Here is a 13,144-nt window from a genome sequence, read left to right as displayed (position 1 = left end):
GGATGGTGATCGACGTGGCTGAGGTCAAGGTCGGAACGCAGGGCGGGTTGGTCCACCCGGAGCCGCTCTGGCGGGTCCGGATGCGGTTGTGGCGCAAGGGGTTGGGAGGCACGTGGGAGGCCTTCTGGGAGAGCCGTCTGGGCCCCATCGGGCTCGGGCTGATCCTCTTCTTCATCCTTCTGGCGGCGAGCTACCCCCTGCTCATGCGGTTCTATTGGAACCCCATGGTCTACGATCCCGTCACCGGCTTCGACTTCGAGGTCTTCACCCATCCTTCCGAGCCCAGCCTCAGACACTGGCTCGGCACCGACCCGTACGGGCGGGATGTCTTCAGCCAGCTTGCCTACAGCACCTCCCGGGAGTTTGCGCTGGGGTTGCTGGCCGCCGTGGTGACGGTGGTGATCGGCACCATGGTGGGAACGGCGGCGGCCTACTACGGAGGCTTCACCGATACCTTCTTCATGCGCCTGGCCGACCTCTTCCTCCTCTTCCCCGCCATCCCCATCCTCATCGTGGTGAGCTCCGCCTGGCCTCTGGACGTGCTGCAGCTCGCCATCGTCCTGGGGGTGCTGGGAGGGTTCGGCCCCATCACCATCGTGCTCAAGTCCCAGGCCCTTTCGGTGGGCGTGCGCCCCTACATCGACGCCGCCCGGGTGGCAGGGGGAAGCGACTTCCACATCCTGCGCACCCACATCATTCCCAATGTCATGCCGATCTCGTTCCTCTACATGATGTTCAACGTTACGGGCGCCATCGCATCCGAGGCCACTCTCTCCTTCTTCGGCCTGCTTAACGTCCGGATGAGCTGGGGCCTCATGATCGACACGGCCAACACCGGCGGGTACCTTCTGGATTTTGCCCACTACTGGTGGCTCTGGGCGCCGTCGGGGTTGGCTATCACCCTGTTCTGCGCTGCTTTCTATCTGGTGGGCCGGGGCCTTGAGACCGTCTTCAACCCCCGCCTCCGCAAGAGGTGAGATCATGCCGGAACCCATCCTCGCCCTCGACGACCTGACCATGCGCTACCATACCCGGCGCGGCTCCGTGGCCGCGGTGGAGGAGGTGAGCTTCTCCCTCCCCGAAGGGGCCTCCCTGGGGTTGGTGGGCGAGTCGGGCTGCGGGAAGACCTCGGTGGCCATGTCCATCATGAAGCTCCTTCCCGACAATGCGGAGGTGGTGAAAGGGAGCATCCGCATTCAGGGCCGGAACCTGGTACCGCTTTCCGAGGATGAGATGCGCCACGTGCGCTGGCGCGAGATCTCCATGATCTTCCAGGCGGCCATGAACGCCTGGAACCCCGTGCTCACCGTTGGAGATCAGATCGTGGAAGCGATCCAGGCCCACGAACCCCGCGTCACCGACGACGAGGCCCGGGCGCGGGTGGGTGAGCTCTTCGAGATGGTCGGGCTCGATCGCTCGCGGATCAACCAGTATCCCCACGAGTACTCCGGGGGCATGAAGCAACGGGCGGTGATCGCCATGGCCCTCGCGAGCCGCCCCAGGCTCGTCATCGCCGACGAGCCCACCACGGCCCTGGACGTGATCGTTCAGGACCGGATCCTGAAAGAGATCGACCGGGTCCGCCGGGAGCTGCACATGTCCATGATCTACATCTCCCACGACATCGCGGTGATCGCCGAGGTGAGCGACCTGGTGGGCGTGATGTATGCCGGCCGCCTTGTGGAGGTGGGCCCCGGCCAAGCGGTCTTCCACCGGCCGATCCACCCCTACACCGATGGGCTGATGCAGGCCTTCCCCAGCATTCGCGGGGAGAAGCGGGAGCTGCGCTCCATCCCGGGTGAACCGCCCAATCTGCTCGAGCCGCCTGCGGGCTGCCCCTTCCACCCCCGCTGCCCGCTGGCCACCGACCGGTGCCGCGCGGAGGTTCCGGGCCTGGTGGAGTACGAGCCGCAGCACCGGGCGGCGTGCTGGCATCCCATCGGATTCGAGTGAGTGCGGGTCGAGGGAGGAGGGTCCCCGTGGCTGTGGAGGCTGAGTTCGCTCAAACAACGTCATCGGGCGAGATCGTGGCCGAGGTGAAGGACCTCGTCAAGCACTACCCCCTCTCCGCTGGCCTCTTCCGCAAGGCCAGGCACTTCGTCCACGCGGTGGACGGGGTGAGCTTCCAGGTACGCCGTGGGGAGATGTTCGGTCTGGTGGGCGAGTCGGGCTGCGGGAAGACCACCACGGGCCGGCTCCTGACCCGCCTCGAGAAGCCGACGGCCGGGAGCATCCGCATCGAAGGGATGGATGTGCCGGCTCTCCAACCCGAGGGCCTGCGGGCCTTCCGCCGGCGGGTGCAGATGATCTTTCAGGATCCCTACCAGTCGCTGAACCCCCGTATGACCGTGTACGACGCGGTGGCCGAGCCCCTGGCGGTGCACGGCATCGGGCGCCTGCAGGACCGGGAGGAGCAGGTGGCCCGTATGCTGATGCACGTGGGCATCACGCCCCCCGACGCTTTCATGTTTCGGTTTCCGCACGAACTCTCGGGCGGCCAGAGGCAGCGGGTGGCCATCGCCCGGGCCCTGGTGCTGGAGCCTTCGTTCATCGTGGCCGACGAGCCGACGTCGATGCTCGACGTCTCCATCCGCACCGGGGTGATGAAGCTCCTGGACCGGCTCCGCCGGGAGTTCCAGATGAGCTTCCTCTACATCACTCACGACCTGGCCGTGGCCCGCTACCTCTGCGAGGGCATCGCCGTCATGTACCTCGGCAAGGTGGTGGAACAGGGGCCCACCGAGGACGTGATTCAGAATCCCCTCCACCCATACACCCGAGCGCTGATGGCAGCGGTACCCGAGCCCGACCCCGACTACCGCCGACCCCGGGTGGACGTGAAGGGCGGGGTGAGCCGCCCCATCGACCCGGAGCCTCGCTGCCGCTTCTACGACCGCTGCCCCATCGCGACCGAACGCTGCCGGCGGGAGGACCACCCGCCGCTGGAAGAGAAGGCTCCGGGGCACTGGGTAGCATGTTACGAGGTTTGAGCTACGAGGTTTGAGCCTCCCCACTACCGAACTCCGGGGTCTTGGGTCTCTGACGCAGTGAACCTTCCGGAGGTGGGCATCAATGGCACGGCGAGGGGACGGCGCCGGACCCTGGTGGGCTTGGGCCGCCCTGCTGGCCGCCCTGGCCGCGGCCGGCCTCGGGTACGCTTCCGCCCGGGCCGCTTACCGGGACGTGGTGCTCTCCACCTATCTCATGGAAGCCCGCGTTCGCGATGCCTCCCTCGTGCAGCAGACCGGGCAGATCCGCCTCGAACTCACCTTCGCCAACCCTTCCCGGAGCGCCCGCATGGAGGTGGTCTCCCTCGAGTTCCAGGTCTTCGGGGGCGACGCAAGTCGTTACCTCGGATACTACACCGTGACGCCCTCGGACCTGCGCCCCGGCCCGGTCGCGCTCCCACCGGGAACCTCGGCCCGCTTCCAGGTGATCCAGCAGATGCACCCAGAGGTGCTGGAGGACCTGAATCAGCTGGCCGCAGGCATCGGACGCCCTGGTTCGGAAGCCGAAGGCACGACCCGCGAGCCCCGACCCGAGGAAGCCGCGCCCCGCCCCCTGAGGCTGGCCCTCCGGGGCGGCCTCCTGGTGCGGGTGACCGAGCGAGGCTTCTCCCGGGTGCTGGGCGTAGGGATCGAAACGGAGCTTCACCCGCTTGCAGGTGAGGCACCGTGATCGGCGCTGCAACCGCGGCGGTGTCCATCCTGGGGGGAGCCTCCCTGGCCGGGGCCAGCGCCGCCTTCGCCCTGGGCGTGTACCTGCCTTTCTCCCGGTTCCTGATGCTCCTGATCCCGCTCCTCACCGGCTACGCGACGGGGCGACTGGCCGGCAGGTTCCCCCGGGCGCTGGGCTGTTCGCTGGCCGAGCTCGTCTTTCACCTGCCTCTCGCCCTGTGGGCTCTCACCGGGCTCGCCCTGCCCGCCGAGGCCACGGCGTCCACCCTTGCCCAGATCACCGCGGTGCGGGACGTGCTCTTCTTCGCCCTCTTCTACCTCCTGCCGATCCACGGGGTCGGGCTGGTCCTGGGGCAGGCACGGCCCTTCGAGCGGCGGACGGGAAGCGAGGGGTAGCGCACGGAGCGCTGCGACGTGCGCGAAGCGCCCGGGCTGGTGGGGCGCGATGCCGTTGGCCGGAGGGGGGCGGTGGCCGCGGGCGTGGCGGTCTGGTATACTTGAGGTGAGGCTCTCCGTCTCACGCTGCCAGGTCGGGAAGGGATGCATCGTGGCCCAGAAGGAGACGGCCCTTCACCCCGAAAGCTCCGGAAGGGGAAACCCAGAGGCCCCCAGCCGTCGCCTCACCTACGAGGAATTCCTCGAATGGTGCGACGAGGACACCCTGGCGGAGTGGATCGACGGAGAGGTGATCATGTCCAGCCCGGCGAGTTTACGTCACCAGGAGCTTTCGCGCTTTCTCACGCAGCTCTTGGGCGTCTATGTTCAGGAGAAGAACCTCGGTGTCGTTGTGGCGGCTCCGTTCCAGATGAAGACGGGGCCGGAGCTTCCCGGCCGCCAACCTGATCTGCTTTTCGTCAGTCGCGAGCACCTGGACCGGCTTAAGGGGACGTTCCTGGAGGGGCCCGCGGATCTGGTGGTCGAGATCGTCTCGCCCGAAAGCCGTCAGCGGGATCGGGGTGAGAAGTACGCCGAGTACGAGGCGGGTGGTGTGCGCGAGTACTGGCTCCTTGATCCGGAAGAAGAGCGAGCGGACTTCTTCTTCCTGGGCTCCGATGGCCGATACGATCGCCTGCACCCTAACGCCCAGGGCGTTTACGTCTCACAGACGGTACCCGGCTTTTGGATCGAAGTAGGGCTGCTCTGGCGTCGCCCGTTTCCGTCCCTCCTCGAACTTCAGCGCAAGCTCGGGCTCAGCGAGTGACCGGCCGGACAGGACCGGAGTCACCCATTCGGGCAGGCTCCGGCCCTGTCCGGCGACGTCGCTCGTGGCACTGCCTTTCCGCCTCCGTGCCTACGCCGCGGATCGTCACGTCGTCGAAAGCACCTGCTCGTCCCGCGACCGGTCCCGGTAGATGGTCACCCCCTTGCACCCCAGCTCGTAGGCGAGCCGGTAGATGGCCTCGGTCTGCTCTACGCTATAATCCGCCGGCAGGTTGGCTGTCTTGGAGATGCTCGAGTCGCACCAGCGCTGGGCCACCGCCTGAACCCGCACGTGCTCCTCGGGGGTGAGCTCGAGGGCGGTCACGAAGGCTCCGGGAAGCCGGGTTTCCGAGAGGTCCAACCGCTCCGCCTCCTCGGGCCCGAGCCCCAGCACGTCCGCCACCACCGGTTCCACCACCCGCTTGCGACCCAACCGGCCCTTCCGGTAGTACGTCCACGAGTAGTAGGGCTCGATGCCGGTGCTGGTCCCCACCATGCTGCCCGTGGTGCCCGTGGGTGCCTGGGTGATGAGGGTCACGTTCCGGATCCCGTGGGCCCGCACCGCTTCCTGGATCTCGTGGGGCATGGCCCGCATGAAGGCCGAAGAGAGGAAGCCGTCCGCCTGGAAGCGGGGGAAGGTGCCCTTCTCCTGCGCCAGGTGCACCGACGCCCGGTAGGCGTGCCGGGCGATGAAGCCGTAGAGGCGGTCCATGAAGGCCAGGGACTCGTCGGACCCGTAGCGGATCCCCAGCCGGATCAGCATCTCCCCCAGGCCCATGGTGCCCAGCCCCACCCGCCGCTCGCCCTTCTGGAGGGCCTCGTTCTCGGCCAGGAAGTAGGGGGTGATGTCGATGACGTTGTCCAGGAAGCGCACCCCCAGCCAGACCGCGCGGGCGAGCTCGTCCCACAGCACCCTGGCTTCGCCGGCCGGCCCTTCCACGAAACGGGCCAGGTTGACGTGGCCCAGGTTGCAGACGCCGAAGGGTGGCAGGCCCTGCTCGCCGCAGTTGTGGGCCACGAGACCGCCCGCGATCACCGAGTGGGTCACGGGCTCCGTGAGGTCGTAGACGTTCGCCCTTCCGGCGGGCACCACCCGAACGACCCGGGTGGTGAAGGGCTCCCCGTTGGACCGGCGGGTCTTCGCGGAGATGAACGCCTCCAGCCGCTCCTGCTTGGCCCGGCTGAGGAAACCCACCTCCCGGGCGAACCGATCCCGGTTGGCCTTGTCGATCAGGAGCTCGTGCTGCCCAGCGGTGGCGTGCGCCCGGGGCCGGCGCCGGCCGTCGGGGAGGATCTGCAGCCCAGGCCGGCGCCTCAGGTGGAGCCGGCTGACGATCCCCAGGTTGAGGAGCAGGAGCTGCACGTCGGCCAGGAGCTCGCGTGAGCTGCTGGCTAGCCGCACGTTGCACGAGCCCTTGGCCGCCGAGACGTTGACCGCACCATTGGACGTGAAGAGCCCCTGCAGGAACCCGACCACCGCCTCCCGGGGCGCCTGCCACAGGCTCTCGGGAACGCGTTTCTCGGGAGCCCGGCGGGCCTCCAGGCCGAGCGCCCGGGCGAAGCGGGCCACGCTCGCATCGTACTGAAGGCGGACGGTTTGGTTCCGGGTGCTCACACTACCCTCCACCCCGAACCAGCCGCGCACCAGGCCCCGGAAGCGGGGGATGAGCTCGGTCTCGGCGGGGCCGAAAAGGAGGGCCAGCACCGGCTTGCCCCGGTTGTCGTAGGTGTACCCGCCCCCCGTGGCCCAGCCCAGGAACTGCCCCACCTCCCGGGTCCAGCGCTCCGGCGGGGTCGCCTCGTCCCGGCTCATCCGTGCCTCCAAGCGGCCCTCCCGCCGAGCAGGCCGCGCCGTGTCGGGGAGCCGGTCGTCCCGGGCCCAGGCGCCCTCGCCGGACTGAAGGTAGAGCACATCGCCAGGGTGCAGGTCCTGCAGCTCCACGTAACCGGCGGGCGTGAGGAAGCGGTGGTCCGGCGTGGCCGTGACCGAGAGGCCGTGGGCGGTCTCCAGACGGAGCACGGGTGCGTTCCGTCGGGTCAGGAAGGCAGGGCCCGCCGGGCGGAGGGTCACCCCGGGAGGGGTGTAGCGGCCCCCACCCACCGCCTCTTCCAGCGTGCCCGCCGCACGCCCGTCGGTCGCCACCCAGAGGGACGTCCCCGCCCGGTAGAGCTCCTCCATCGTCAGGTACCCCTGGGCGGTGGCCAGGCGGGTCGGGCCGGCGAAGCAGGGGTTCGTGCAGGCGATGCGGGCGTAGTAGCGGGCATTGGAGTACTCGTTGTACCGGTCGATGAAGACCACACCGGGCTCGGCGCTCTTCCAGGCGGAGGTGACGATCTCGTTCCACACCTCCCGGGCCCGCACGCGCTCGTGCACCTCCACGGGTTTGCCCCGTTCCCGCCAGGCGTTCAGGTCGCCGTCCCAGAGCCGGTCGTAGTCGGGGTCCGAGGTGTCGGGAAAGACCAGCTCCCACTCACCGTCCTCCCGGACGGCCCGCATGAAGGCGTCGCTGACGCAGACCGACATGTTGGCGTTGGTGATGGCCCCCATGGCCTGCTTGGCCCGGATGAAGCGGAGCAGGTCCGGGTGCCAGTCGTCCAACATAACCATGAGAGCGCCGCGCCTTGAACCCCCCTGCTCCACCAGCCCCGTGGCGAAGGAGAAGAGCCCGCCCCAGCTCACGGAGCCCGAGCTGCGCCCGTTCACCCCCCGGACGGGGGCGAGCTGGGGCCGTAGGGTGGAGAGGTTGATGCCCACGCCGCCCCCCCGGGACATGATCTCCACCATGCGCCCCAAGGTGTCGATGATGGAGCGGCGCGAGTCGGCGTTTTCGGGACCCGCGTCGGGCTGAAGCGGGATCACGTAGCAGTTGAATGCGGTCAGGTTCTGGCCCGTCCCGAGCATGGTGCTGATGCGCCCCCCGGGAACGAAGCGGAAGCCGTCCAGCGCCCAGCGGAAGGCTCGCTCCCACTGAGCGTGCCTTCCCTCCTCCTCGGCCGCGGCCGCAGCGTAGGCCATGCGGTCCCACATCTGGGAAGGATGGGTCTCCAGGGGCCGCTCCACCAGCTTGGCCGGGCGCTCGATCACGTCGCCGCTCTGCACCAGCTGCACCGTCACCCGGCCCTCGCCCGCGGAGACCACCCGGCCCGCCTCCTTCTCGGGCGCACGGGGATCCTCTTTCACCTGCACCACCACCAGCTCGCCGGGCCTGAAGCGCCGCTCCGGGTCCTTCCGGGCGTACCGGTCCAGGAAAATGAGCTGGCGGATGCCCTCGAGCCGCACGGGCGGGGCCGGCCGCCCCGGATCTTCCAGCGCGGCCGAGTAGCGATCCTCCGGCCCGTCGGCCTCCCGGTACCCCTCCAGCAGCTCCTGCCGCCGCAGTGCGTCCTCCTTGACGTCCAACGTCACCGTAACTCCCCCTTGGCACGCTCCTGCAAAGAGTTCCCATCTGGGTTCGACGGGAGGCCGCGGTCTCCTCCTACATGTAGGTGGGATCTTGTGTTCGTCACCTACATGTCGTGTATGCCCCCGGCGGTATGGAAGGAACGCGCCGGCGCCCGTGGAGCGAGGGTCTCGGGGCGAACGCTCTGGCCTCTCACGCCGGGGGTGGCTTCGGCCCAATCATGCTCCTCGCCCCGCCGTGCCGCGCCCCCCCGCCCCGCCCGAGGGCGTCAAGCAGGCAGCGCGTCGAGCACGCGTCAAGCAAGACCTTTCCCTCCCCGGCCAAAAGGCGTACACTGGGAAGAGGTTGGTCGAGGTCGAGCGGCGCCTGGCGGGCGGGGTATCCCGGGGTCCCATGCCCGTCGGGGCCTCCGAGGAGGGATCCTGTGGCTCCAACGGCTTCCGGCGGCACGAGCCCTCACTCCGGCGGTCACGTCCATGGAGCCGGAGACCACCGCAACCGACGAGCCCTCCGCTGGAGCCTGGGGATCACCCTGGCCTTCCTGGTTCTGGAGGCCGTGGGCGGCTGGCTCGCCAACAGCCTCGCCCTCCTCTCGGACGCGGGGCACATGGCGAGCGACGCGGCCGCCCTGGGCCTGAGCCTTTTCGCCTTCTGGTTCGCCCGCCGTCCTGCTCCGGCAGAGAAGACGTACGGGTACCGACGTACCGAGGTGCTGGCGGCCCTGGCCAACGCCGCCGGGTTGCTGGTCATCTCGGGGCTCATCCTGCATGAGGCGTACCGGCGGTTGCTGGAGCCACCTCAGGTGGCGGGTCCGCTGATGCTGGCCGTGGCCGTGGCGGGCCTGGCCGCCAACCTGGCCAGCGCCTGGATGCTCCACGGCGGAGACTGGCGGGAGAACCTGAACCTTCGGGGCGCCTTCCTGCACGTGCTCGGGGACCTGGCCGGCTCCGTGGGCGCCATCGGAGCGGCGGTGATCATCTCCTTCACGGGCTGGAACGTGGTGGACCCCCTGGTGAGCGGGTTGATCGCCCTCCTCATCGTCGTGAGCGGCTGGCGACTGCTGCGCGAGAGCCTGAACGTGCTCATGGAGGGGGCGCCCCCCAACCTGTCGTACCAGGCCGTGGAGCAGGCGCTGTGCGCCCAGCCCGGGGTGGCGGGCGTCCACGACCTTCACATATGGACCATCACGTCCGGCTTCCCCGCGCTTTCGTGCCACGTGGTGCTCGCGCGGGAGGCCGCACCGCAGGCGCTCCTGGAACGGCTGCGGGGAATGCTGCGGGACCGCTTCGGCTTGGACCACGTCACCATTCAGGTAGAGCGGGAGACAATGGTGGGGCGCGGGTGCTCCCTGTGCGGCCAGGCGCCGTCGCTGCCTGAGCGCCCCTGACGCTTGGCTGGAGGACGAGCATGGAGGCTCTCGTACGTCGTCTCACCCGGGCGGACATCGCCCCGTACGCCGCGCTCGACGCCTTCGCCTTCCAGGGCGACGAGAAGGCCCAGCGGCGCGAGTGGACCGCCTCGCCTCCCGTAGGGCTGGGGGCCTTCGAGCCCGGTGGCGGGGGATTGCTGGCCGCCCTCCGGATCTGGCCGTTCCTCGCCTTCTTCCAGGGACGTCCGGTGCCCACGGGGGGCGTGGCCTCGGTGGCCAGCTGGCCCGAGGTACGCCGCCATGGGCTGGTGGCCCGCCTGCTGCGCGAGAGCCTGAACGTCATGCGGGAGGAAGGGCAGGTCGTCTCCGCCCTTTACCCCTTCTCCTATTCCTTCTACCGGCGCTACGGGTGGGAGCTGGCCTTCACCCGGAACGTCTACGAGATCCCGCTGGTGGAGCTGGATCGCTACCGCCGCCCGCCCGGCGGCCGCTTCCAGCCCGCCGGCCCTGACGACCTCCCCGCCATGGACGCCCTCTACCGCCGGTTCGTCAGCCGGTGGAACGGCCCCCTGCTGCGGGAGACCCTCTGGTGGCGCGAGCGGATCCTCCACCGGCAGGGGCCGGCCGGTGCAGGCCCTCGGCGAACGATCCTGTGGGAGGACAGGCCGCGGGTGCGGGCGTACGTGGTCTACGGCTTCCAGAACCCCCCCGCCGCTTCCCCGCTCGAGGCCGCGCCGGGCCGGGTCCTGCACGTGTACGACTGGGCCGTGGAAGACGGCGAAGCGATGCACGCTCTCCTCTCCTTCCTGGTGCAGCACGACTCCATGGCCGGCCGCATGAGCCTCGCCGCGCCTTCGGACTGGGACCTCCTCCCGCTCCTGGTGAACCCGCGGGTCCAGGTGCGGCGGGCGGCGGGCGCCATGCTCCGCATCGTCGACATGGACCGTTTCCTGGGCCACCTGTTCCCCGCTGGCGAAGAGGACCAGGGCGAAGCGCCGGGCCAGGCGACGCCTCCGGTGCCGGCCGTTCACCTGGAGGTGTCGGACGAGCTGGCGCCCTGGAACGTGGGTACCTGGCTCGTTCCGCTGGCCGGGGGCGCCATCGAGCGGCTTCCGGCAGGGGCGGCCAACGGCCGGGCCGAAGGGTCCGCTCCCGTCCTGCGGGGGTCCATCCAGGTCTGGTCCCAGGTGCTGAGCGGGTACCTTCCTGCCCTGCAGGCGTGGCACCTGGGCCTGCTGGAGCTGGAGGAGCCGGGAACGGAGGCGGGCCGCGGCCAGGCCGCCAGCCCCGGCGTACCGGACCCCGAGGACCCCATGGGCACGGACCGCCCCATGCGGCGCCGGGAGCGGCTTCTTCAGGCTTTCGACGCCCGTCTGGGCCTTCGGACCACCTACCTTCCCGACGGTTTCTGACGCATCTCTGGAGGTGAGCACGTGGAGCTTCAGGTTCCTGAGTACCCGGTGACGGAGGCGGTGGAGCTGAACGCGGCCTCCACCGCCCTCATCGTGGTGGACATGCAGCGGGACTTCGCCGAGCCCGGCGGCCGCCTCTTCGTGCCCGACGCCCCCGGCACCGTCCCCGTGATCCGAGACCTGCTGGAGCGGGCCCGGCGCGCCGGCGCCTTCCGGGTCTTCACCCAGGACAGCCACGGCGCCCAGGATCCGGAGTTCGACATCTGGGGCGAGCACGCGGTGGAGGGCACCCCCGGCTGGGAGATCGTGGAGCCGCTCCGGCCCCAGCCCGGCGAGTACGTGGTGCGCAAGCTCCGTTACGACGCCTTCTACGGCACGTCGCTCGAACACCAGCTGCGGGTGCACGGAGTGGAGACGGTCATCGTCTGCGGGACCGTGGCCAACATCTGCGTCCACTACACGGCGGCGTCGGCGGCGCTCCGGTGGTTCCGGGTGGTGCTTCCCGTCGATGCGGTCTCGGCGCTGGATCCCTTCGACCTCCAGAGCTCCATCCGCCAGACGGCCTTCCTCTTCCAGGGGACCATCACCCGCGCCGCGGGCATCCGCTTCGCCACGCCCGGGGGCCCCGCCGCATGACCCAGCCCCGAGGCCGCCCGCACCCCCATGAGCCCCAGTGGGTGCCCTACGTGGCCGTAGTGGGCGGCTCGTCGTGCTCCGAGCGCCAGGCCGCGCTGGCCCGGGAGGTAGGCCGCCTGCTGGCCGAGCGGGCCGCGCTCATCCTGTGCGGCGGCCTGGAGGGCGTGATGGAACACGTCTCCCGGGGCGCATCCGATGCGGGGGGGACCGTGATCGGGCTTCTGCCCGGTGCGGACCGCCGCAGCGGCAACCCGTACCTCACCTGGGCCGTGGCCACCGGGATGGGCGAGATGCGGAACGCCCTCCTCGCCCGGGCAGCGGACAGCCTCATCGCCATCGGGGGAGGCTACGGCACCCTCTCGGAGGTGGCCCTCGCGCTGCGCCTGGGCCGGACCGTGGCGGCGCTGGACACCTGGCGTTTCGCGCCCCCCGGCGAGACCGCCGGGCGGGCGGGATCCGCGGCCGAAGGATGGGGCGGGCGCGGCCGTCTGGTGCCGTGCGAGACGGCCCTGGAGGCGGTGGAGGTGGCGGTGCGGGCGGCCCGGGAACGGTGGGGGGCGTGAGCGCGGCCGGCGCGTCAGGCTATGAGACCCCGCCGGATCTGGGCCCACTCGGGCAGGGGGACCCTCAGGAAGGCGTCCACCACCTGCGGGTCGAAGTGGGAGCCCCGGCCCCGGGCGATCTCGGCCGCGGCTTGCTCCAGGTCGATCGCGGTGCGGTAGGGGCGGTCTGAGGTGAGGGCGTCGAAGACGTCGGCGACGGCGAAAAGGCGCGCGCCCATGGGGATGGCCTCACCCCGCAGGCCCCGGGGATAGCCCGTACCGTCCCACCGCTCGTGGTGGGTGTACGCGAGCTCGGCCGCCCGCTCCAGCCGGGGCGTACGGCGTAGCATGCGGTACCCCAGGACGGGGTGCGTGCGGACGATCCGCCACTCCTGCTCGTTCAGGCGCCCGGGCTTGAGCAGGATCTGGTCGGAGATGCCCGCCTTGCCGATGTCGTGCAGGAGCGCGGCCCGCCGCAGCTCGTCGAGCTCCCGGGGCTCGTGGACGCCCACCTCCCGGGCCAGCCGAACGGTGTACGCGGCCACCCGCCGCGAGTGGCCGTCGGCCTCCCGGTCGCGCAGGTCGATGGTGGTGGCCAGGATCGAGAGGGTGGCCTCGTAGATCGCCGAGAGCTCTCGCAGGGCGGCCGAAAGCGCCTCGTTGGTGCGGAGCAGCTCGGCCCGCTCACGGAGGAGCTCTCCAAGCTCGGGATCCGCGTCGTCTCGCCATGCGGGCCCGGCCAGCCGGGCCGGCGCGCCGGGGGAGCCTGCTCCAGCCAGTGCGTCTGCCTCAGCGCTCATGCGGCTCCCCCCGATAAGGCGACAGGACCCGCCCGGCGCCCAGCCGTGCAGGCCCCCGCCAGCACCGGTGCAGGCCGCTTTCGGCTGGGCCAGGCCCGCACCGTGCG

12 protein-coding genes are annotated in these 13,144 nt (G+C 70.2%); 10 read left to right on the top strand and 2 right to left on the bottom strand.

Annotated features, from left to right (window positions below; translation table 11 throughout):
- The first annotated feature begins 14 nt into the window (after positions 1 to 14).
- The 6 genes from LIP_RS03395 to LIP_RS03370 all read left to right on the top strand — a co-directional run bounded on the left by LIP_RS03395 (position 15) and on the right by LIP_RS03370 (position 4,878).
- A complete protein-coding gene (locus LIP_RS03395; RefSeq protein ID WP_198409690.1) occupies positions 15 to 977 on the top strand; it encodes an ABC transporter permease in 963 nt (320 codons plus the stop codon).
- A gap of 4 nt (positions 978 to 981) precedes the next feature.
- Positions 982 to 1,953, top strand: a complete 972-nt coding sequence (locus tag LIP_RS03390; RefSeq protein ID WP_068134347.1) for an ABC transporter ATP-binding protein — start codon at positions 982 to 984, stop codon at positions 1,951 to 1,953.
- A 32-nt stretch (positions 1,954 to 1,985) separates the two neighbouring features.
- A complete protein-coding gene (locus tag LIP_RS03385; protein WP_068141446.1) occupies positions 1,986 to 2,990 on the top strand; it encodes an ABC transporter ATP-binding protein in 1,005 nt (334 codons plus the stop codon).
- An 82-nt stretch (positions 2,991 to 3,072) separates the two neighbouring features.
- Positions 3,073 to 3,678, top strand: a complete 606-nt coding sequence (locus LIP_RS03380; protein WP_068134342.1) for a hypothetical protein — start codon at positions 3,073 to 3,075, stop codon at positions 3,676 to 3,678.
- On the top strand, positions 3,675 to 4,073 hold the full coding sequence (locus tag LIP_RS03375) for a hypothetical protein (protein WP_068134339.1): 399 nt from the start codon (positions 3,675 to 3,677) through the stop codon (positions 4,071 to 4,073). Before LIP_RS03380 ends, LIP_RS03375 begins: the two co-directional genes overlap by 4 nt.
- A 151-nt stretch (positions 4,074 to 4,224) precedes the next feature.
- A complete protein-coding gene (locus LIP_RS03370; protein WP_068134337.1) occupies positions 4,225 to 4,878 on the top strand; it encodes a Uma2 family endonuclease in 654 nt (217 codons plus the stop codon).
- A 105-nt stretch (positions 4,879 to 4,983) separates the two neighbouring features.
- Here the strand turns inward: LIP_RS03370 and LIP_RS03365 are convergent, their stop codons facing one another.
- Positions 4,984 to 8,283 (bottom strand): LAGLIDADG family homing endonuclease, encoded by a 3,300-nt coding sequence (locus LIP_RS03365; RefSeq protein WP_068134328.1) that lies wholly within the window; start codon positions 8,281 to 8,283, stop codon positions 4,984 to 4,986.
- A gap of 419 nt (positions 8,284 to 8,702) precedes the next feature.
- Between LIP_RS03365 and LIP_RS03360 the strand changes: the two genes are divergently transcribed.
- From LIP_RS03360 to LIP_RS03345, 4 genes are read left to right on the top strand one after another with little or no spacing between them, the layout of a single operon-like run.
- Positions 8,703 to 9,665, top strand: a complete 963-nt coding sequence (locus tag LIP_RS03360; protein ID WP_068134327.1) for a cation diffusion facilitator family transporter — start codon at positions 8,703 to 8,705, stop codon at positions 9,663 to 9,665.
- Between the two features lie 20 nt (positions 9,666 to 9,685).
- Complete coding sequence (locus LIP_RS03355) at positions 9,686 to 11,059, top strand: GNAT family N-acetyltransferase (RefSeq protein WP_068134325.1); 1,374 nt, start codon at positions 9,686 to 9,688, stop codon at positions 11,057 to 11,059.
- Between the two features lie 21 nt (positions 11,060 to 11,080).
- Positions 11,081 to 11,695, top strand: coding sequence for a cysteine hydrolase family protein (locus tag LIP_RS03350; protein ID WP_068134323.1), 615 nt, complete (start codon positions 11,081 to 11,083; stop codon positions 11,693 to 11,695).
- Positions 11,692 to 12,258, top strand: coding sequence for a TIGR00725 family protein (locus LIP_RS03345; RefSeq protein WP_068134322.1), 567 nt, complete (start codon positions 11,692 to 11,694; stop codon positions 12,256 to 12,258). Before LIP_RS03350 ends, LIP_RS03345 begins: the two co-directional genes overlap by 4 nt.
- A 14-nt stretch (positions 12,259 to 12,272) precedes the next feature.
- Here the strand turns inward: LIP_RS03345 and LIP_RS03340 are convergent, their stop codons facing one another.
- A complete protein-coding gene (locus LIP_RS03340) occupies positions 12,273 to 13,037 on the bottom strand; it encodes an HD-GYP domain-containing protein (protein ID WP_068134319.1) in 765 nt (254 codons plus the stop codon).
- Positions 13,038 to 13,144: the final 107 nt, after the last annotated feature.

The sequence above is a fragment of the Limnochorda pilosa genome (assembly GCF_001544015.1).
In the GTDB taxonomy this organism is placed as follows: domain Bacteria; phylum Bacillota; class Limnochordia; order Limnochordales; family Limnochordaceae; genus Limnochorda; species Limnochorda pilosa.
The sequence above is the reverse complement of the archived record's forward strand: the minus strand, read 5'-3'. Positions and strand labels throughout refer to the sequence as shown.